Source organism: Oscillibacter sp. PC13 (genome assembly GCF_900115635.1).
Lineage (GTDB): Bacteria > Bacillota > Clostridia > Oscillospirales > Oscillospiraceae > Oscillibacter.
The window spans coordinates 44,484-63,937 of sequence record NZ_FOXE01000004.1 but is presented as its reverse complement, the minus strand read 5'-3'; the positions used below and the strand labels follow the sequence as shown (position 1 = coordinate 63,937).

The window sequence follows — 19,454 nt, the reverse complement described above, 5'->3', positions numbered from 1 at the left end:
TCAAGGAGCCGCGGTAATATTATTTCACAGTAGTGAGGCCTCTGAAATCCGCTCTTTTATTTGACACCACAAAAAATAGGCAGATCCGTAATATCAAGGCTATGTACCCCGATGCTGTGATTGTACAGCCGAGGTGTGGCCATGGTCACGAAAAAGAGTCAGGCCGCCCAAAAAGTCATCCTGAAACATTCGAAGGACTTTAATGGCAGCCTGACCGATGTGGAGGTTATACAGGTGCCAGTCAACCGGCCAAGGATCGGAAACGTTGCTTTGCGGCGGGATCACATAGCTGGCTCCGTGCGCTGAGATATATTCCCGAATTGCCCGAGCACCATATGCCCGGTCTGCCAGTACGGCACTCCCTCTGATCCCGACTTTTTCCAATAGTTCAACAGCGTGAACCGAATCGTGGTCATTTCCAGCGGAGAGAAGGAACTCCACCGGGTTTCCCAAACCGTATTGGGACACGCCGGAGCAAAGCAAACTTTGCTCCGGCATTTTTTATTTCATGCATGTGAAATAAAAAGCAGCAGATGAGTCAAGCTCTATATTGAAATTTGTCTGCCGCCGGTCTGCTGGTACAGTCTATGTGAAATAGAGAGAACCGTCCTGTGCTCAGCGGCATTTTTCAGTGCTGTCAGCACCGTCTGCTCTGTGTCGGCATCCAAATTTGCTGTCATCTCGTCCAATAGCAGGAGCTTTGGTTCCGCTGCAATAGCCCTGGCAATGGACAGCAGCTGCCACTGCCCCTGAGAGAACAGTGACGGCCCACAGGGCGTGTCGTATCCCTGTTCCAGGGCAGAGATGGCTTCATGAAGGCCAACAGTCACCGCCGCCCGCTCTGCCGCCGCCCGGCTGATCGACTCGTCAAACAGTGTAATCTGATCCAGCACCGTGCCGGGGACCAGACGAAAGCTCTGCTCCACATATCCGAACAGCCGCCGCTTCACAGTGTCCGGCAGCTGCGAGGCTTCCCGGCCATAGATCAGCACTTGGCCATGGGCTGGGTTGTATTGGCCCAGCAGCAGCTTAAACACCGTACTTTTGCCGGCGCCCGTCCGGCCTGTCAGTGTAGCCTGCTCCCCGTCTCTCACAACAAAGCTCAGATCCCGCAGCACCGGTGCGCCCTCATCGTAGCCAAAGGTCACGTCACGCAGTTCCACACAGGGAACATCCTCCCGGAGGAGGGAATCCAAGGTGATGGAGGCATCCGTTTCCCACCGCTCATCCGCCGCCAGGAATTCATCGATCCGGCGCACACCTGCCACTGCGGATTGGATGGTTTGGATTTCCATCCCAACGCTCTCCAGCGGGGCAAACACTGACCCAATATAGACAATCACCGCCGCTGCCGTGCCAACAGACATTCCAAAAAACGACTGGACCGCCGGAATGCCCGCAGCAGACAGAAGCATCACCGCAGCCACTGTCAAGGCGCTGGCAATCAGAATCACCGGAGAATAGACTGCGTCATAGAAATTGGCCTTTTCCACGGCGTCATAACTGTCTTGAATGTGGCGTTCATATGCCTTGCACATATATTGCTCCTTGTGAAGAGCGTGAATTGTACGGATACAGCGGATGGTCTCCGGAACATGATTGGTAGCCCGTTCCACCGCCACCCGATTAGCCAGCTGGGCGGCCAGCATTCTCTTTTGTACCTGGCGTGTAAAGAGGAACAGCAGCGGGGTCAGCACCAACAGCACCAGCGCCAGGCCCCTGTTTTTGACGAAAAGAATTGCCAAAATGCTGATGACTTTACCTCCATCGGCAACCATACTGATGATTCCGGAGGTAAACAGCGCTTCCACCGTGTCCACATCTCCCACAAAGCGGGATACCGCCGCCCCCGGATCCTGTTTCACAAAGGCATCCGACGGCAAACGGGACAGCTTGCTGCACAGGGCGCTGCGCAGACCATGTGTGATTTTCTGTCCAAAGACGATCAGCAAGCTCTCCCGTGTAGCATCCAAAAGTCCGGTAAGGAATGTCAGGGCAACATACAGCAGCGCCAGGGCAAAAGGAATGTTGTTCCCTGCTGTCAGGAGATTTACAGCCCGTTCCAGCACCAGCGGCGGCAGCAGCGCCGTCACGACAGCTCCCACCACTGCCATGACAATGGCGGCTGTTAACAGTTTGGAACGCCCTATCACCGTCCGCAGAACGCCGGCCAACCCTCTCTCATGCCTCTGCTTCATGGTCGCCGCCTCCCTTCTGCAAGTCATATAGGGCGGCATACTGCCCGCTGACGCGCATCAGCTCTTTGTGTGTTCCCACAAGCGTCTGCCCGTCCTCCATCCAGATTACCTGGTCCAACTCCGGGAACAAGTACAGCCGGTGTGAAAAGAGCAACACAACGCTGTCCTGCGTCAAGATCCGCAGGCGCTCAAATACCTCCCGCTCCGTCCTCTGATCCAGCGCAGAAAAGGGGTCGTCCAAAATCAGCAGCGGCCTCGGATGTCCCAGTGTCCGGGCCAGCGCCAGCCGTGCCTGCTGCCCGCCCGAGAGGCGGACGCCGCCGGTGCCTATCCGTGTATGGATGCCATCCGGCATTTCAGCTATCTCCCGGCCCAAGCAGACCGCCTCCAGCAGCGGTTCCGGAGAACGCTCATCATCCAGAAGGATGTTGTTTCGGATCGTATCGCTCATCAATTCAGGGTCATGACCCAGGTAGCCCACAATATCCCAGCGCCGTTCCGACGGAAGGTCGGAAAGTTCTTTCCCCCCGAATCGGATACTGCCCTCATAGGGGATCTCACAAAGAATCGCTTTGCCCAGTGTGGACTTTCCACAGGCCACCGGACCGGTAACGCCAATGATCTGCCCAGGTTCCGCCTTGAAGGACAGTCCCCGAAATATGGGCGTTCCCCCAGAATACGCCGCACTCAGGTTTTCCACCTCCAGCTTCCCAGCGGGGGCTGGCTCTGCGGCCGTCTCCATGGGGACAGGTCTCATCAGCGGCTTGATACGCTTCCAGGAGATCTCCGCCTTCTGAACAGCGTTGAAGAGCTTAGCCGCCTTGGCCGATTTCACCGACAGCTTGGTGAAGCATGACAGGAATGTCGCAAAGACAGCAATATCCCAGTTGGCCCATCCGCCGCCCGTCACATTTCTTCCTCCGAAATAAAAAATAAACAACGTACTGATCATGGAGATGGCCTGGTACAGCGGCGGCATGGCCGCCACCCAAATATTGGCCCGCACCGCCGCTTTCTCATAATCTTCCAGCTGTTTCTCATAAGCCCGGTCCCGTTGGGACTCACAGCCGAACACCCGATAGGTGGACGCACTGGAAACCCGATCCAGCGTAGCGGCACTGAGCCGTCCACGGCTCTCCTGCGCCGCAGTTCCGCTCCTCTGGACAACCGCCTTCATTTTCTCCGCAATAAAATAGGAGCACGGCGGAAAGAGCAGGCTCAGCAGTGCCAATCGCCAGTCATACCAGAACAGCAGCGCGGCATATCCGGCCAAGGCCACTCCGGTATCAAAGACCTCTGTGGTAAACTTCCGCATTCCCTCCGCGCAGGCATCCACATCAGAGATTGCCTTGGTCATTATGCTTCCGATGTTTTCGCCTTCCAAATCCGCCCGATTCCGGTGAATCAGGTTCCCGTAAAGAACCCGCTTCATATCCCGGTTTATGTGGTTGGCAAAACGGCGGACATACAGCCGCTTGATATATCGGGCTATCTGGACAGCAGCAATCACCGCCACATAAGCCCCAGCCAGCCGCAGCATATCCGGAAAGTCCTTTTCTCCGCCAAAGATGTCCAGCAGGCACTGGGTCAGGCGTCCTTCAAACCATGGTCCAGCCAGCAGTCCGGTGTTGTAGAAAACGCCCGACAATGTCACCGCCAGCAAAGTTGCCCACTCCATGCGGAAGTAAGAGGCAACCCGGTCTGGCCGCCGGGCAATATCTGTTTGTTTCATGGATTGACTGTTCCCTTCTCCGCAATGCGCGCTGCAACGTCTGGAAAGCCCGCCCGGCTCTGGTGTTTGGATCTTTGGTACAGCGTATTTAAAATACGGCAGAACTCCAGTTGATCCGCCTCCGGCAGTTCTTCCAGCAACCACTCATAAAAGGTTGTCTCAATGCTGACCTTGGAATTTTTTAATTCCTCCGCCTTTTCCGTTGCATACAGCAGCTGGCTGCGGCCGTCCTCCGGATTTTCCCTGCGTATGAGATAGCCCTTTGCTTCCAGACTGGCGGTCCGGCGGGCTGCTGCGCCCTTGTCGATTTTTAATGCCTCCCGGATCTCCGCCTGCGTGATGCCGGGCTGATGGCGTACCAAATGAATAAAATCGAACTCCGCTGTGCCAACACCTTCCGCCCGCATAGTCTGCAGCGTAAGCTTGGCAGCCTCCCGTGCGATTTTCGTGATTTGCCGTTCTGTTTTATCCATGAAAATCCTCCGCCTTGTATAGATGCATATACAACTAATTTTATGATAGTACATTTTTTTGTATTTGCAACTAACTTTTTCGATTTGTGAAGGACGGTGCAGCGGCATGTCAAACTTTTTATCCCTCGCACTTGACAAAGTCAAGTTAAGTCTGTATGCTTGTCCCTGTCAAGAATGGAGGGCTGAAATGTTTCAAACTCTGGCCTATTATTCCTCTGCCTTTTATAAGGACTTTACCGATTACGCCGGTTCTGAACTGCAAAGGCTCGGCATCAATTATGGTGCACTGTTTTTTGTGATTTATGTTGGAAAACATCCTGGCTGTCCACCTTCCGAACTCACAAAGGCGTTGTGCGCTGACTGGGGACATTCTCAGCGAAGCATTACGAAACTTGTGGAAGACGGCTTTATGACGAAAGAAAAATCCGGCCGTACCTATCATCTGCATCTGACGGAAAAAGGGCTTCGGACCTTCCAGGTCAGCCACCATGTATTCTTTGATTGGGATCAAGCAAACCTCGCCTGTCTGACAGATGCGGAGCGTACGGATTTATTTGTTCTGCTGGACAAAATTGTGCACAGAAAAAAGGATGCACGCAAGTGTATGATGCCTTGCTCATATGAAGGAGGGGCTGAAAAATGAACTATTCCATCGTTTACAGCAGCAAAACCGGCAATACCCGGCTGTTGGCCGAAACCTTGCGGGAACTTCTTCCGCAGACAGCTTGCGTTTACAGCGGCGTACCGGCCGATGCCGCCCTGGCGGCAGATCTCCTTTATGTTGGTTTCTGGACCGATAAGGGCAGCTGTGACGCCGCCACAGGGGAATTCCTCACAAAATTGCGGGGAAAGCGGCTGTTTCTCTTCGGGACAGCCGGCTTCGGCGGAGAGGAGTCCTACTTTGACACAATTCTGGAGCGCACCTGTCAGAAGCTGGATGACAGCAATACGGTCATCGGCACGTATATGTGTCAGGGTAAAATGCCCGTGGCCGTGCGGGAGCGCTATGAAAAAATGCGATCCGATCCCGCCCACGCCCCGAATCTGGAGCATATGATTGAAAACTTTGATCAGGCCTTGTCCCATCCGGATAAAGCTGATTTGGAGCACCTGAAAATGACCGTGCTTGCTTTGACGGTTTCTCAGGAACCATTTGCTGCGGCAATTCAGTAAAACGGTTTTGCAGCCGATCCACAGCTGCTTACGGCTGTTTTGATGTCCTCCGTTTTTGGATCTGCACCATTTTATAACAAAATGTTTTTGCGCAACTATTTGTTGCATTTTACGCAAGGAATGTTATAATGATTTCATAGCACAGTCCCACTCGTGTCTAAATCTATCATATGTCGGAGGTAAACAATTATGGGCTATCCTCAAACGGGCAACGAGGTATTTGTCAGTTTTTCGCTGTCCAATACAATGCTTTCCGGAATTGGCAAGGGAACCATTACCAGAGAGGAAGTTTCCGCCGATTATTTGAAAAGTCTGTTTGAAAAATATGGTGTTGTGGTTTCAGCAAAGCCAGAACAGCGCAAGTTGCTGGAGAAAGTAAACACGATTTACGATCTGAAGCTGGATATTCCGGAGACATTGAAAATCATCCAGCTTTCGGAGAAAAACCGCCGACTCGTCGTCATTTCTGTGCAGGGCCTTCGGCGGATCAACGGTTCTCTCCTCTCCGAGTATTCAGAGGAGGAATTCCAGGAAGCAACCTTCAGTTTTGTGAAGTACTATGTGCAGAGCCGTCATTACGATGAATTGGTTACAGAAAATGCAAAGTTGAGAAAGGATCTGGACGCCGAAGTCGCGTGGCGCACCCGTGTCTCTGATATTTGATGCACTTCACGCCATATTGACAGCACATTTACTGAAGTGATTGCTCCATTTCAGGTGGGAGCCGTTTCGTTTCAGGCCACTGAACATTCAATCAAACCGGAAAGACACGCCGAACTGCGTGTCTTTCCGGTTTGATTTTATCAGCGGAAACGCTCCGCTCACCCAATCCGTGCAGTTTAAAGGCCTGCACAGTAGTCCATCACCGGCTGAAGCTGCGGAGAAACCCATTTGTCCCGGTGGCAGAACAGCTGTTTCCAAATCTTAATTTCAAACTCCTCCACATGCAGCCGTACCAGCTTTCCCGCGTTGACGGCCGCAGCAGTGGCATAGTCCGGGAGGAAGGAGCATCCTGCTCCCTGCCCCACCAGTTGGCAAATGATCTCTGTATCTCCCACCTCCAGCATGGGCGTGATTTCCAGGGAACGTGCCCCCAGTGCTTCATCCATCAGCCTGCGGTAGCTCATTCCCTTTTCAGTCAGGAAAAAGGGATAGCAGAGTACATCGTGAATGGAAACCGTCTTTTTTCCTGCCAATGGGCAGTCAGCCCACACTACAAAGTGCGTTTCGACCTGCTCCTCCCGGATCAACCGGTACTCCGGATTGTAGATGTGATTATCCAATGTAAATACCAAGTCCACTTCGTTTTGGTTCAGCAGGCGGAACATCTCCTCTGTGCCTGCCGCAATCAGTTTCAGACTGATTCCGGGATAGCGCATCCAGAAGTCCCGAAATGTGCTTCCCAGGTGTCTGCATAAAGAGTCCGCCATCGCCAGTCGGACATGTCCCGTGATTTCCTTTTCCTGCTTCAGCTCCCAAGAGAGCTCCTGGGTCAGCTTGTCCATTCGATAGGCATACCGCAGCACCTCCCGGCCGCGATCGGTCAGTTTTACAGTGTGATGAATCCGTTCGAACAGCCGCGTGTTCAGTTCTTCCTCCATCTGCTTAATCTGGAAAGACACCGTAGACTGAGAAAAGCCCAAGCGCTGGGCCGCCCCCGTAAAGCTGGACAACTCCGCCACATAGATAAACGTCTTCAAGTTCCGGAGCTCCATTTTCATATCCCCTCATAAATTTATTTTTTCGATTCATATAATTTAAATTATCGATTTTACAAATAGACAGGTCTATTATATACTGAATTCCGAGAAAATCAATTTCTGCCTTTGGACAAAACGCGCAACGGAAAGGGCACTGCAATAGAAAGGAAGACAACACCGATGGAACCGATGATTGGGCTCATTTCAACGATTTACCGTTTTTTGTGGGGAGATCTGTTCAGTATACCACTGCCCGGCGGCGGATCGGTCGGCATCTCTCTGCTGGTTTTGATGCTGATCCCCACCGGCGTCTATTTCACAATCCGAACCCGATTTCTCCCAATCCGCCTGTTTCCGGAAATGCTGCGGCTGACCCTTGAAAAGCGATCCGGCAGTCACGCCGGTGCAATCTCCGGCCTGCAAACGCTGATCGTTTCCACCGCTACCCGCGTGGGCATGGGAAACCTGGTGGGTGTTGTTGCAGCCATTTCCGCCGGAGGTGCGGGCGCCGTATTCTGGATGTGGATCTCTGCCCTGCTGGGAGCCTCCACCGCCTTTATTGAAGCAACTCTGGCTCAGCTTTATAAGGAAAAGGACCCGCTCTACGGCGGTTATCGTGGCGGTCCCGCTTATTACATCCATCACTTTGCAGAGGAGAAGCTGGGTGGAAAGAAACGCCGTTACACCATCGTGGCAGTCCTGTTTGCAATTTCGGGACTCATTTGCTGGTGCGGTATCAGCCAGGTTATCAGCAACTCCGTCTCCAGTGCATTTCAAAACGCCTTTCATATTCCGCCTCTCTATACCACAATTATCCTAGTGGCACTTTCCGCAGTCATCGTGCTGCGAAAAAATGCCACGGTAAAGGTTCTGGATGTGTTGGTACCCATTATGGCAGGCTGCTATTTCCTGCTCACCCTGCTTCTGCTGGTCAAAAACATCCCCCTTCTGCCCGCCGTGTTTCAGCGTATCTTTGCAGAAGCCTTTGGCCTGCGTCAGGTAGTTGCGGGCGGATTCGGAGCGGTCCTGATGAATGGTGTAAAGCGCGGGCTGTTTTCCAATGAGGCCGGTTCCGGCTCTGCTCCCTGCGCTGCAGCGGCGGCGGATGTTACCCATCCTGTTAAGGCTGGCCTGCTCCAAGCGCTGGGCGTCTTTATTGATACAATTGTTATCTGCAGCTGCACAGCGTTCATTATGTTGATGACTCCGGAATCCGATATGGCCGGCCTGCAGGGAATGGATCTGCTCCAGGCCTCGATGCGCCACCATCTGGGTCAATTTGGGGTGGTCTTTATCGCGCTTGTCCTATGGCTGTTCAGTTTTTCCACCTTCATTGGAATTCTCTTCTATGCACGCTCCAATGTGGCCTATCTTTTTGGGGACAACTGGCTGTCCCAGACCGCTTATAAAGTCCTGGCGCTGATTATGCTGTTCATCGGTGGACTGGCTACATATACCTTTGTATGGGATTTGGGCGATGTGGGCATCGGTCTGATGACCGTCTTCAATATCATCGTGATTCTTCCGATGTCCAAGCAGGCCTTGGCTGCTCTCAAAGAATACGAGCAAACCCTGCGCAGCAGGTCATAGTGCTGGCAGCTCCCTTCCTGTCTGCTCCCCCAGTTCCGGCAGCTTCATAACTTTAGGGTGAAAATGCATATGGATGAAACACAGGCCCCTCCGTATCTGAGCGGGCCTGTGTTTTTATGCATTCTCATACAACACACTTTATTTTCAGCGTTTTGGAATTGGAAATGTCTGAAAACAGTTCCCTGCATACGGTCATTGCCGGAGTAATAAACAGCCAGGGAGGCACCTGCGGTGCCCCCCTGGCCTTGCACAATCGTGCATTTTATACAGAAAAGGACTCTGACAGCTCCAAGCCCGGGTTGTGTTTCAGCAGGTACCCCACAGACCACTCGCCTCCAAAGGCCACCAGATAATGCCCCCTGAAATCCTCCAACAGCGCCGATCCCGTGCAGAGAATCATTTCCTTCAGTTCTCCCGGATAAGCCCGAATCACCCGCAGATGCTCATAGGGCAGCCCCATCATGTGGAGATCCACGCCATACTCATTTTTCATCCGGTATTCGAAGACATCAAACTGCAGAGTACCCACCACACCCACAATAACCTCTTCCATACCGGCATCTGGAATCTTGAAAATCTGAATAGCGCCCTCTTGGGCAATCTGCTCCGTGCCCTTGATGAACTGCTTGCGCTTCATCGTGTCCTTGGGGCTGACTCTCATAAAGTGCTCTGGTTCAAAGGTGGGGATACCGGAAAATTTAAACTTTTTCCCAGGTACTGTAATCGTATCGCCGATAGCAAAAATGCCAGGGTCAAACACGCCGATGATATCCCCCGCATAGGCCTCTTCGATAATTTCCCGTTCGGCCGCCATCATCTGCTGCGGCTGGCTGAGGCGCATTTTCTTGCCGCCCTGGATATGATAATACTCCGCGTCCCTCTCAAATTTACCGGAGCAAATTCGCATAAAGGCAATCCGATCTCGGTGGGCCTTGTTCATATTAGCCTGAATTTTAAATACAAAGGCAGAAAAATCCGATGAGAACACATCGACTTCCCCTTCATCCGAAATCCTGGGCAGCGGCGCGGTTGTCATTCGCAGAAACTCTTCCAAAAACGGCTCCACGCCAAAGTTTGTTAAAGCAGATCCAAAAAATACCGGGCTGAGCGAGCCGCTGCGTACGGCATCCATGTCAAACTCGCGGCCAGCCCCCAGCAATTCCACCTCGTCCCGCAGGGTGGCCGCCTTGGTCCCGCCCAGCATTTCGTCCAAAGCCGGGGCATCCAGCTCCACTTCTGTAGATGTTGCCTTTCTGGCGTGTCCATCTCCGGCGAAAAATAAAATTCTCCGTTTTTCCCGGTCATAAACGCCTTGGAATTCCTTGCCGCAGCCGATGGGCCAGTTCATCGCATAGGTGTCGATACCCAGCTCCCGCTCCACCTCCTCGCACAGCTCCAATGGATCCCTGGTCTCCCGGTCCATCTTGTTGATGAAGGTAAAAATGGGAATATGCCGCAGGGCGCAAACCTTGAACAGCTTCCGTGTCTGAGGCTCCACACCCTTGGCACCGTCAATCACCATGACAGCGGAATCCGCTGCCATCAGCGTTCGGTAGGTATCTTCTGAAAAGTCCTGGTGGCCTGGGGTGTCCAAAATATTGATGCAGTAACCGTCATGCTGAAACTGCATAACAGAGGATGTGACGGAAATCCCGCGCTGCTTTTCAATCTCCATCCAGTCCGATGTGGCGGCCCTTGCCCGCTTGCCCTTGACCTCACCGGCTTGGGCAATCGCTCCACCGTATAATAACAACTTCTCTGTCAAGGTTGTTTTACCGGCGTCCGGGTGGGAAATAATTGCAAACGTTCGGCGGCGGGATATCTCTTCTCTCATGGTAGGCATTTCTGCGCCTCCTTATCAGCATACAGACTTAGTTAATTTATCATACTCTGTGGGAATTTTCAAGATTTTTCCCACGGTTTTTCCTCCGATTTCGTAGATCGATTATTTCCTAAGTTCTCCTATGCAAACGATTTGGAACTGTCCAGATCCCCGCAGGATACTGAAATACGGCGTCATGCCAGCTTTAGTCACTAAAATATTCCTTTCCTCGTCTGCAGATTGGCTGGCAAAGTTAGAAGCCACTGTTCATCAGTGCCATCCGAAATCCAGCTGATGAGGAAACGATCAAGCGCAGCGGGGGAATGAGCCAAAGCTCATTCCCCCGCTGCTTTCCATCCCACTCCATAGTTTCTATGCCTCCGGCGGCACAGCCAGTTCAAAGCTCTCCCAAGTGTGTTCTGCCGCTTCAATATCAGCCCAGGCCATCTCCGCCTGCTCGCATTCCAACCAAGTCAGATACCGGAAATAAAACTCCACTGCCAGATGGCATGGCAGAATATCCAGAATAATTTTTTGAATCTGTTCAAATTCTTCCGGAACCCCCGCCACCTCTGGAAAAATTACCCGCAGATGCCCCGTGTCCACCTCAATCGCCCTCGCCCGAATTCCACAGCCGCGAATCGTTCGGTCAATAGTTTCCGGGGTCAGACTGTCGCCGTCAATTTGCAGCAATGCCGCAATGGCAAGTCGCCGCTGTTCCGTCGTCACAGCTGCTGGTTTTCTGGCAAACAGCGCTTCTGTCCGGTCAAGGCCCGCTCCCTCCGCTGTTGCGACCAGTGCCTCACGTTCTGCGATTTCCAACTGCCGTTCCAGTGTATCCAGCCCTGTTCCAGCAGCATAAAGTTCTGCTCCGCCGAGAGATGCATTTGATAAATCATATACCCGCAGCGGCTCCAGCAGGTTTTTTAAATACTGCTCATACATGTGCCTACGCCTCCATCTGGGTCACAGTCAGTGTTCCAAGCACTGGAAGAACGGCTTCGTTTGCCGCCAGGTCCTCCGTCGGTGCCAGAATCCGATAATTCTCTATTCCATCCACACCATAGATTTGATTTCCAATTTCCGCCAAGCGGATTGCTTTTCCCAGCAGCTTTCCGCTGAATAGTTCCGCCGCTGCCTGTTCCACCGCAGCTTTCGCCTCGGCAAACGCGATGCCTTCTCTTGCCGCCACCTCCACGGTCAGATCAATCTCTGTCACCTCTGGAGCCAGCACCTGGACATCTACGGCAATCTCCCGTTTTTCCTGCAGGTTTTCCTGAATCTCCGCTAACAGGCTCTCCGAAGGCAGCCCGGCTTCGGTCGTAACATATACATTTACTGTTCCAATGCCCCGTGCCCTTCCGACCGCCTTTGCTGCCGCCACGCCGTCATGCTGCATCGCCGTCTGTTCATAGTAAGCGGCATTTGCTCCATTTGGAAGCCGCTGATAGCTCTCCAGAATTCTCTGCCGCAGTGCCTCATCGCTCTCTTCATCGCTGCCGCCCTGGAATGCCTCAGGATTTGTGCAAGAGGTAACTGCCACGGGGCAAGCAGTCAAAATATGAATTGCTCCCGCCGCCACATTGGTGCCATTTCCTGTCCCTAAAGATTCTGCGGGCACGTCAGCAAACAGTTCTCCTGCCGGAATATTCCCAACGGCAGTTGTCTGAAAACGCACCTCCGCCGCCGTCATGCAAACCGTCCCATCCGGAATGGTCAGAGGCGCGGACGCTGCCGTATCCACGTAGAACCGCAGCATTCCTGCAGATTTGCTTGCCGCCGTGCGCTTGATTCCCCGCATGGCGGCATGCCGGTCCAAATAGATTCCCTGTGCCGTCTGTGGAAAACTTTGATCCAAGACCCAGTCCGCCTGAATACTCAATGCCTGTAGCTGTGCTGCCAAGGCGTACAGCCGCACAGTTAAATCGCAGGAATCATCCGGGGTGAAGCCCGCCCGTTGTGCAAAGGCATTCAGCAGTTCTTCATAGATTTCCTCGATTGTCCTCACCTGTTGTCCCCTTTCACTGAATTTTCAGTGTAATGGAAAAGGACTCTCCCGCGCAACTCATCGCGGCTGTCAGATCCATTACGCCCTTTTCCCTTTCTGCGAGCGTTACACTGTCCACTGTCAGGCCGCTCTCCTCTGCCAGCGCCTCAGTGACGTACTGAACTGCAGCTGTCTGTCTTTGGGCAGCACTTACCTGCCCAAGTAGCCAAAGCCGGCTGCCAAGATTTTCACAGAATGGAAAGTATCCACGCCGTGCGGTCAATCGGAATAAAATCCGTTGCACTAAGGCCTCTTTCCCGCTCACCCTGCGCAACCCTCCCACGCCATCTGGAACATAATCTCCGTCACGCAGCTTCAACTCCATCTCATGTCAATCCTCCTTCACAGCGGCATGGCTTGTACGCCTCTCCATTAACCACCAGTTCTCCTTTGATGGAGATGGTTCCCTGTAGTTCCACAGTACCGTCTTTTTTCAAATAGACTGCGTTGCCGACAGGGCCGTAGAGATAGACCTCACCCGGCAGCATCTCCTTTGGCGTGGCTGACTGCCTGGCCCCGGCCACACACTGCTCTTCACCACCTGGTCCTCCCTTGATAACCAGCACTTCTTCCCCACTTCCCGGCAGCCAAATGTATCCACCGGGTCCATAAACCGGCAGTGAGCGCACTTCGCCGCGGGTAATGACCCCTGTCCCATTCCCGGCAATCGTGGTTACACCCAGATCTGCATCTGCAGTTGGTGATACCGGCTTCACCTGTTTTGAAAGCCACATTTATGTTTTCTCCTTCAGTTGTAACTTCTCCATCGCACCTTCCGAGGCAGAAAAAATATTCTCTGTCTCCTCTGTCCGGTACTCACCGGCAATACCGATTCGTTTCAAATTCAGCCGCACGATATCTCCCGGAAACACAGCAAAGTTTCCCGGCAGGCAAATGGAAATCCGTTTCTCCTCTTCTTTGGAGCGGTCGATTTGATACTCTCCTGTGTACCGCATAGCCGCCCATGTGCTCTGTCCAGGCGTATATACCACCCGTCGACACTGACCGCCTCGGTTGATCATATCCTGGTTTTTGACAGAATACTCCACGTTCTGTTTCTTATCGATGACCAGCACTTCTGTCAGAACGCCATAGTGATCCTCCCGCAGTGTACAGGAGATCACAGGTGTTCCGTCATGGATGGCCAATCGTTTTCCGCTGTCCAGTTCCGCTGTTGCTAACAGCTGTCCGTCTCGGTTAAATCGCGGAGAAAACCCGCCGTAGGCGTGGCAAAAGTTTTCCAGGGCTCTCCACTGGCTAGTTCCCGCAGCCACTGTATATGTGGAATTTGCCCTCACATCTGCTATCTCCCTGCAGGAAATACCATATGGCTCCACATGGCAGCGGACAATTTCTGCCAGTGTCGCCGCCTGGTAAGTCACTGGTCTGGCCTCGTTGTCCAGAAGCCGCGCCGCGTAGCCTCGTCCCCGGACGGTTGCCAACAGCCCCTTATCCGTCATGGAAACCGTATACTCATCTACAATCCCCCGCAGCATTACCTGGCCATTTTCCATAGCAGAAAAGCCTGCTGCCAGGTGCAGCGGCTCCGCCATTACCTTCTCATACAAAAATGTAACTGTAAAGCTATCGCAGGGCACGCTACCCGTATAAGTCAGATTCCATGATATCAGCCGGGGCAGGGTGTATGCCCTGTGATCGCTTGTCATGAGATAGCCTGTCATGGGATGTTCACCCTGTTTCCGGGATAGATCAAATTTGGATTTTTGATCTGGGGATTTGCCTCAATCAGCATTGTCAGTTCTACATTGTACTGCTTGGCAATCCCCCACAGGGTGTCTCCTTTCCGCACGATATAAACAGTTTTCTCTTCTGCTTGAGCGCTGCTATCCTCTGGTTGGGCATTGGTACTGCTTTCCACCGCCGTCAGACCGCCGCTGTAGGCGCCGAAATCCTCCCAAAACTCAAATGTGTACCGCACATAGTCTGGTAGCGGCCGCTCCGTCAATTGGAGGGAGGTGAAATATGCTCTCGCCGGCTGCCATACCGGATGCACCAGCAGTCCGGCTCCCTCCTGCTCAAATACCGCGGCCAGTTGTTGAAACTGGTCGTAGGCATGCTCCCCTGCAAAGGTTCCTTCTCCCTTCAAAACCCGATAAGTTGTTCCAAGCTCCTGTATCACATACCGTCCAAAGGGAATCTTGTGGACCGCTATTTGTCTCCGGTATTCCACTGTATAGCTTTCCGGATTGTGGGGCCAGGTATAGTCCTTGAATCGCATAGGTGTCAAGCGCATGACATTCCTCCTTTCAGTACAGGGAAAAGCCGCCGTCATAACGCCGGGCGTCCCGCTGGAATGTGAGAGACAGCTCATCCGGGTCGGATGTTCCCCCTGCATCCGGCATCAAAAACTCTGTCACCATGCGGGTCCAGGGTTCCTGTGTACTGCTCTGCCCCCATTTTCCCCATTTGACCTGCTTTCCGCCAAAGGCAGCAAGCTCTGAACGGCTGCTATCTGACAGCGGTGTTCCCTCCACCGCTTCAAATCCGGCATTCTTCCATACAGCCTCCACCGGCTCTGTCGCCGCTTCGCCTTTTCCGAATGCGCCTATTCCCTCCAGCACAGGCGCCAGCCAAACCTGTGCCGATATCTCCGGGTTTATAACAGGCGTTTTCTCGGGGGCTTGCAGTTCCACTCCCTCCATGGCGCTGTTTCCCAGCAGCAGTCTGTAAAGCGCCATCTGCTGCCGCAGCAATTCCTGTCGGATATAGTCCATCTCATTCCTCCAATTCCACAAACCGCGCCATGTCAAAAGACGGGTTTTCCTGCTGCAGAATGAGCGGTCGCTCCGCCTCCAGGCGGCGCAGCAGAAGTTCCATCTGCCGCGCCGTCAAAGACTGTAAGACGGTCTCTCTATCCGGAAACGCCTGTTTGTCCCCGGCAAAACAGCACGCCTCTAAAATTTGGGCATTACACAGAAGAATTCTTTCCAGCGGATCTTCCGTCTCTTCCCTGCACGCACGCCAAATCGTCAGCATTTGCAGGGCCGTCATGGGCCGCAGTTCTTCAATGTCCTCCAATTTCACGCCGTTGTCTCCATGCGTTTGGAGGCCACCACTGTAATCTTCTCTGCCACCATCGCATTCAGCTGTCCCTCCTCATGAATTGCGCTCCACTCACATCCGCTGTAAATAATCTTCCGGTCCGGCTTGCAGATTACCAGGGAAAAGTCCCGCAAATCATGAAAATTGATGCCATCGGAAATTGCATCGTCTGTCGCATACAGCCGCGTCAGTTCCAAAATATACTGCTTCTGCCCTTCGATGGTGGCCACCGGCTCACTCTCTCCAAATGCCTCTACGCTCTGACTGGACTTGGTGGCTTTCGCTGCATAGCTCTGCACCACCGCTACCTTTTTGCCGTCTAATTCCAGATAAATATCTGAGCTTGTTGGAAATCCATTCATGCCGATTCATTTCCCCTTTCTCATACCGTGATGTGCACGGTCAGATAGATCTGGTTCAGTCCATGGGCCACAGCAAAACTGAACTCCACCAAGCATACGGTTGGATCATCAGCATCCGCCGTCACCGTCACCTCGCCATAGCTGTCAATAATTTCCGCCGCCATCTTTTTTTCCAGCTCTATGATTACCTGGGAGCGAATCGCGCTCCGGCTCTGGACTGTGTTCTTTGACCGTGTGAATTTGCTCCGCAGCGCACTTCTTACCGCAGGAATGATATCATCTACAATTAAAATGGTTGTCAATTCCCGCCAGGTTGTATCCGCCGCGCCGCCGCTGGTTGTTCTGGTTGTGATGCCGCGCACCGGTGAAATCACACCGGTTACACTTTCCAAGGGCGTCACGCCGCCGCGAACCAGCAAGTCGATATCGTTGTCGCCATAGGCTACATTTAATCCGTTCAGCCCCCTTACTGCCGCACCGTTCAGGGGAACTGCCGGATCCTTCCCTGCGGCAATGACACCTGCCACCGCTGCTGCGGAAAATACGCCCGGGAGCACGTCTCCTGCACTGTCCAAGGCATCTGGTCCCACAAGAACCATTCGTTCACTGTTCAGTGCCGCTGCGTGAGCTACCAGCTCTGTCACCGTCTCACCGCTGCCGCCTACCACTGCAATCCGTTCCTTGCGGCTGGCTGAGGCCTCCTCTACAGATGTCCGCAGCGACTGCTGCACGGTCTCACTCGCGCTGTCGCACACCAATACCTGTACATTCTGGGTTCCCAGCACCGCAAATGCGTCCTCATAGTCCGTTTTTGTCCCCTCATCTGCCACCCGGACCGCCGTCACCGTGGATGCTCCATTGGCAAACAGCAGCTTTAAAATGGTGGACATACCAGGCGTGCTGTCCTCTCCAAAAGCAGCAATTCCGGCAGTATATCCCGTTAAAACCACTGCCTGTCCCACTGTTCCCTTGGCTGCTTTGGCTGCCACGCCAATCGCCCTAGGCGCCTGCCCTGCAGACACCACAGTCGATGCATCATAGCTGGAGTATACACCTGGCCGTTCATGCTTCGTCTCACTCAAGTCTTCAAAACTCCTTTCAATTGAAAGTCCAAAAAGGCCATGCTGTCGTCGCTATCCTGTGCGATAAAAGCAGCCCGGCACCGAAGATATCCTTGGCGCAAAAACATTCCCGTCTCCTTTTCCCATTTCAGCGCCTCCCAGCGGAGTTCCCCCGGCCGGATCCCCTCAGGGAGTCCGCTTAGCAGCACATCCGCCGCTGTCTCACAACCGTCTTCGCACAAAGCTGCTCTTGAGCCCCGAATATCTACTGAAATCTCCGCCTCCAGCTGCTTCCCATACAGCTCTCTTACCGTCCCGGCAGATGCATCATAGCTTTCGCCCAGATAGTTGCAAAAGCCCATTGTCTTTCCCTCCGCCGCGCCTACGCCCACCACTGCTATTGGCCCGCCGTATTGTTTGGCTCTGCCGGCTGGAAAAGCTGTCAATGCCGGCAGCTCTGCCTTCTGCAGTGCGGTGATCACCGCGTCTCTCACCTGTATCAGTTCCCTCACTCCGCCGCCTCCTTCTCCGGTTCCAGCATCGCCCACCAGTAAATCACATTGTCGCCGATATAGTAGGCTCTGCAGCTGCGCGGCTGAAACCGCAAATGGTTGTATTCCACAATGTCCCCTGTTTCCAGCGGCGTCTGTCCCAGATATAGCCAAAGCCGGTCGTCAATACTGCCCAACTCTGTCATAACGAAGGGCTCGCGCTCTTTTCGGTCTGTCACTGGCTGCAAAAAGACCCGTGTGGAGACATCTGCCTCCGTGCCTCGGATCACCACCGTCTGCCCGTACTTCGTCAGGATTTCTTTTACCAAGTGTGAACTCATCCTCTCACCCCGAAAAAGCAAAAGTCTCCATTCACCGTATACGGAGCCATCATCCGTTTTGCCGTCTGGCGCAATTCCTGTGCAGCTGAACTTGCTTTTCCCACATCCTTCTCGTGAACAGAAAGTTCTCCCACTGAAAAAGATGCCACTGTATTCCTGCCGCACCGGCAGGCCCACAGGTCCGCGGCCGCCATAGCGGCTGCAGCGCAATGAAAGGCGGGACCACAGTCCTCCTGCGAAATGCCCTCCCGCAGTTGCCGCGTCAATCGTTCTTCGGCGGCCGTACAGAGTAGCGCCAGCGCAGCCTCCTCGTCTTCCCCGCTGCCACAGAATGCTTTCGCCAGCGTCAGCGTTTCTGCTCCTGTGCTCATACCTTCAAAACCTTGGATGCCTCCGGGAAGAGCTTGGCAAAGCCGGAGATCGATGTAATCGCCGCCCGTTCCAGCTGGCGGTCAATCAGTTTATCATACTCCACGGTGATCTCACTGCCGCAAATCTGCTCCAGCGCATAGCTCTTATCCAGGCCGATCAGTGTTCCTGCAGGCATGGCACTGGTTCTCAGCAGTTGTGCGCCTAAGGGTGTCGTCAGGGTGCCGGTTCCTTGGAAGTTCAGCCCAGTCAAAGGATTTTGGAATTCGTCCAGCTTCAGCATGGAGAGCATCACATCCCCTCCCACCAACATTGTGTTCATGGTATACGGGTCAAACTGGCTCCAGAATTCCAGCAGTGCGTCATAGGTCAGCGTCCCGGCAGTACCGGAAATCGGTTTGGTTCCTACCTGAAAACTCTTCGCCGCATTGTTGTTTCCGTCCCCATCGACGATGACGGCAATGGCATCTTGAAGATGCATCCGGCCGATATACGCACCAATCTGCCGCAGTGTCACGGAAAAGAGGTCCAGCCGCTGGAAGCGGATGGCCTCATAAGAAGCCACCAGCATTCGTCCGCGCTTATGAAGGCGTACCAGATTCTCCTGTGTGCGAATGGTGGTTTCCGGAATACTGGCCCCCTCCTCCACACGTTTCAGTTCCTTCTCCTCTTCGCTGGGAACAGAGGCAATCGAGCGGTAGTCCATTCCGTCAAACTGTGTCACTGTGGCTGTAATAGCCGGAAGAATGCTCTCTTCCTCCAGCCCCTGCCGGACCACGCGGGATACAAACTCTGGAAACAGCACAGCGGAATCTGTGGTGTGAAAGAATTTTTCCACCATGTCGCTGCCTGCGCCCTTTACTTTAATATCAAAGCGCTTCAGCTGACGCTGAAAGGCATCCAGCCCTTCCAGCGGCGTACCCCGGTAGTGTTCACTGGGATCCAGTTTTTCCAACGTCTGCGCGAAGGTGCAGCCGCTCTGCCCATACATGCCCTTTTCCAGTTTGATGTTTTCATAATGATATGCCATCT

The 19,454-nt window shown here is 53.5% G+C and carries 24 protein-coding genes; 4 read left to right on the top strand and 20 right to left on the bottom strand.

Features of this window, described 5'->3' with window-relative positions:
• Window positions 1-99: 99 nt before the first annotated feature.
• From BMZ81_RS03185 to BMZ81_RS03170, 4 genes are read right to left on the bottom strand one after another with little or no spacing between them, the layout of a single operon-like run.
• The gene (locus BMZ81_RS03185) at window positions 100-498 is read right to left on the bottom strand and encodes a transposase (RefSeq protein ID WP_091128553.1); all 399 of its coding nucleotides are present in this window, start codon (window positions 496-498) and stop codon (window positions 100-102) included.
• 47 nt (window positions 499-545) lie between these two features.
• A complete protein-coding gene (locus BMZ81_RS03180) occupies window positions 546-2,198 on the bottom strand; it encodes an ABC transporter ATP-binding protein (RefSeq protein WP_091128550.1) in 1,653 nt (550 codons plus the stop codon).
• Window positions 2,182-3,930: an ABC transporter ATP-binding protein gene (locus BMZ81_RS03175; RefSeq protein ID WP_091128548.1), complete on the bottom strand. Its 1,749-nt coding sequence runs from the start codon at window positions 3,928-3,930 to the stop codon at window positions 2,182-2,184. Before BMZ81_RS03175 ends, BMZ81_RS03180 begins: the two co-directional genes overlap by 17 nt.
• Window positions 3,927-4,403, bottom strand: a complete 477-nt coding sequence (locus BMZ81_RS03170) for a MarR family winged helix-turn-helix transcriptional regulator (protein ID WP_091128546.1) — start codon at window positions 4,401-4,403, stop codon at window positions 3,927-3,929. The genes BMZ81_RS03175 and BMZ81_RS03170 overlap by 4 nt, the downstream gene beginning before the upstream one ends.
• Before the next feature lie 106 nt (window positions 4,404-4,509).
• Here BMZ81_RS03170 and bilQ point away from each other — a divergent pair, with 106 nt between their 5' ends.
• The 3 genes from bilQ to BMZ81_RS03155 all read left to right on the top strand — a co-directional run bounded on the left by bilQ (window position 4,510) and on the right by BMZ81_RS03155 (window position 6,239).
• On the top strand, window positions 4,510-5,046 hold the full coding sequence (gene bilQ / locus BMZ81_RS03165; protein ID WP_242942553.1) for a bilirubin utilization transcriptional regulator BilQ: 537 nt from the start codon (window positions 4,510-4,512) through the stop codon (window positions 5,044-5,046).
• Window positions 5,043-5,576, top strand: a complete 534-nt coding sequence (bilS, locus tag BMZ81_RS03160) for a flavodoxin family protein BilS (protein ID WP_091128542.1) — start codon at window positions 5,043-5,045, stop codon at window positions 5,574-5,576. Before bilQ ends, bilS begins: the two co-directional genes overlap by 4 nt.
• Window positions 5,577-5,765: 189 nt before the next feature.
• Window positions 5,766-6,239 carry a hypothetical protein gene (locus BMZ81_RS03155; RefSeq protein ID WP_091128541.1) on the top strand — a complete coding sequence of 158 codons (474 nt, stop codon included), beginning with the start codon at window positions 5,766-5,768 and terminating at the stop codon, window positions 6,237-6,239.
• Window positions 6,240-6,415: 176 nt separating this feature from the next.
• Here the strand turns inward: BMZ81_RS03155 and BMZ81_RS03150 are convergent, their stop codons facing one another.
• Complete coding sequence (locus BMZ81_RS03150; RefSeq protein WP_177187177.1) at window positions 6,416-7,291, bottom strand: LysR family transcriptional regulator; 876 nt, start codon at window positions 7,289-7,291, stop codon at window positions 6,416-6,418.
• A 174-nt stretch (window positions 7,292-7,465) separates the two neighbouring features.
• Here BMZ81_RS03150 and BMZ81_RS03145 point away from each other — a divergent pair, with 174 nt between their 5' ends.
• Window positions 7,466-8,866 (top strand): alanine/glycine:cation symporter family protein, encoded by a 1,401-nt coding sequence (locus tag BMZ81_RS03145; RefSeq protein WP_091128786.1) that lies wholly within the window; start codon window positions 7,466-7,468, stop codon window positions 8,864-8,866.
• A 262-nt stretch (window positions 8,867-9,128) separates the two neighbouring features.
• On the opposite strand, the gene BMZ81_RS03140 is transcribed toward BMZ81_RS03145, so the two are convergent.
• From BMZ81_RS03140 to BMZ81_RS03070, 15 genes are all read right to left on the bottom strand, one after another.
• A complete protein-coding gene (locus BMZ81_RS03140) occupies window positions 9,129-10,709 on the bottom strand; it encodes a peptide chain release factor 3 (protein WP_091128530.1) in 1,581 nt (526 codons plus the stop codon).
• Between the two features lie 351 nt (window positions 10,710-11,060).
• Window positions 11,061-11,633 carry an aldolase/citrate lyase/malate synthase family protein gene (locus BMZ81_RS03135; protein WP_091128528.1) on the bottom strand — a complete coding sequence of 191 codons (573 nt, stop codon included), beginning with the start codon at window positions 11,631-11,633 and terminating at the stop codon, window positions 11,061-11,063.
• 4 nt (window positions 11,634-11,637) lie between these two features.
• Window positions 11,638-12,696: a baseplate J/gp47 family protein gene (locus BMZ81_RS03130; protein WP_091128526.1), complete on the bottom strand. Its 1,059-nt coding sequence runs from the start codon at window positions 12,694-12,696 to the stop codon at window positions 11,638-11,640.
• A gap of 13 nt (window positions 12,697-12,709) precedes the next feature.
• Window positions 12,710-13,060: a hypothetical protein gene (locus BMZ81_RS03125; protein WP_091128525.1), complete on the bottom strand. Its 351-nt coding sequence runs from the start codon at window positions 13,058-13,060 to the stop codon at window positions 12,710-12,712.
• A gap of 1 nt (window position 13,061) precedes the next feature.
• The gene (locus BMZ81_RS03120) at window positions 13,062-13,469 is read right to left on the bottom strand and encodes a hypothetical protein (RefSeq protein WP_091128522.1); all 408 of its coding nucleotides are present in this window, start codon (window positions 13,467-13,469) and stop codon (window positions 13,062-13,064) included.
• Window positions 13,470-14,417 (bottom strand): hypothetical protein, encoded by a 948-nt coding sequence (locus tag BMZ81_RS03115; protein ID WP_091128520.1) that lies wholly within the window; start codon window positions 14,415-14,417, stop codon window positions 13,470-13,472.
• A complete protein-coding gene (gene safA / locus BMZ81_RS03110; RefSeq protein ID WP_242942552.1) occupies window positions 14,414-14,989 on the bottom strand; it encodes a SafA/ExsA family spore coat assembly protein in 576 nt (191 codons plus the stop codon). Before safA ends, BMZ81_RS03115 begins: the two co-directional genes overlap by 4 nt.
• 13 nt (window positions 14,990-15,002) lie before the next feature.
• A complete protein-coding gene (locus BMZ81_RS03105; protein ID WP_091128518.1) occupies window positions 15,003-15,470 on the bottom strand; it encodes a hypothetical protein in 468 nt (155 codons plus the stop codon).
• Window position 15,471: 1 nt separating this feature from the next.
• Window positions 15,472-15,780, bottom strand: coding sequence for a hypothetical protein (locus BMZ81_RS03100; RefSeq protein ID WP_091128516.1), 309 nt, complete (start codon window positions 15,778-15,780; stop codon window positions 15,472-15,474).
• The gene (locus BMZ81_RS03095; protein ID WP_091128514.1) at window positions 15,777-16,166 is read right to left on the bottom strand and encodes a hypothetical protein; all 390 of its coding nucleotides are present in this window, start codon (window positions 16,164-16,166) and stop codon (window positions 15,777-15,779) included. The genes BMZ81_RS03100 and BMZ81_RS03095 overlap by 4 nt, the downstream gene beginning before the upstream one ends.
• Before the next feature lie 14 nt (window positions 16,167-16,180).
• Window positions 16,181-17,242: a phage tail sheath C-terminal domain-containing protein gene (locus BMZ81_RS03090; RefSeq protein ID WP_091128511.1), complete on the bottom strand. Its 1,062-nt coding sequence runs from the start codon at window positions 17,240-17,242 to the stop codon at window positions 16,181-16,183.
• Complete coding sequence (locus BMZ81_RS03085; RefSeq protein WP_091128509.1) at window positions 17,239-17,733, bottom strand: hypothetical protein; 495 nt, start codon at window positions 17,731-17,733, stop codon at window positions 17,239-17,241. The genes BMZ81_RS03090 and BMZ81_RS03085 overlap by 4 nt, the downstream gene beginning before the upstream one ends.
• On the bottom strand, window positions 17,730-18,041 hold the full coding sequence (locus BMZ81_RS03080; protein WP_091128506.1) for a hypothetical protein: 312 nt from the start codon (window positions 18,039-18,041) through the stop codon (window positions 17,730-17,732). Before BMZ81_RS03080 ends, BMZ81_RS03085 begins: the two co-directional genes overlap by 4 nt.
• An 8-nt stretch (window positions 18,042-18,049) precedes the next feature.
• Window positions 18,050-18,424: a hypothetical protein gene (locus BMZ81_RS03075; protein ID WP_091128503.1), complete on the bottom strand. Its 375-nt coding sequence runs from the start codon at window positions 18,422-18,424 to the stop codon at window positions 18,050-18,052.
• Window positions 18,421-19,452 (bottom strand): phage major capsid protein, encoded by a 1,032-nt coding sequence (locus BMZ81_RS03070; RefSeq protein WP_091128501.1) that lies wholly within the window; start codon window positions 19,450-19,452, stop codon window positions 18,421-18,423. The genes BMZ81_RS03075 and BMZ81_RS03070 overlap by 4 nt, the downstream gene beginning before the upstream one ends.
• Window positions 19,453-19,454 lie beyond the last annotated feature (2 nt).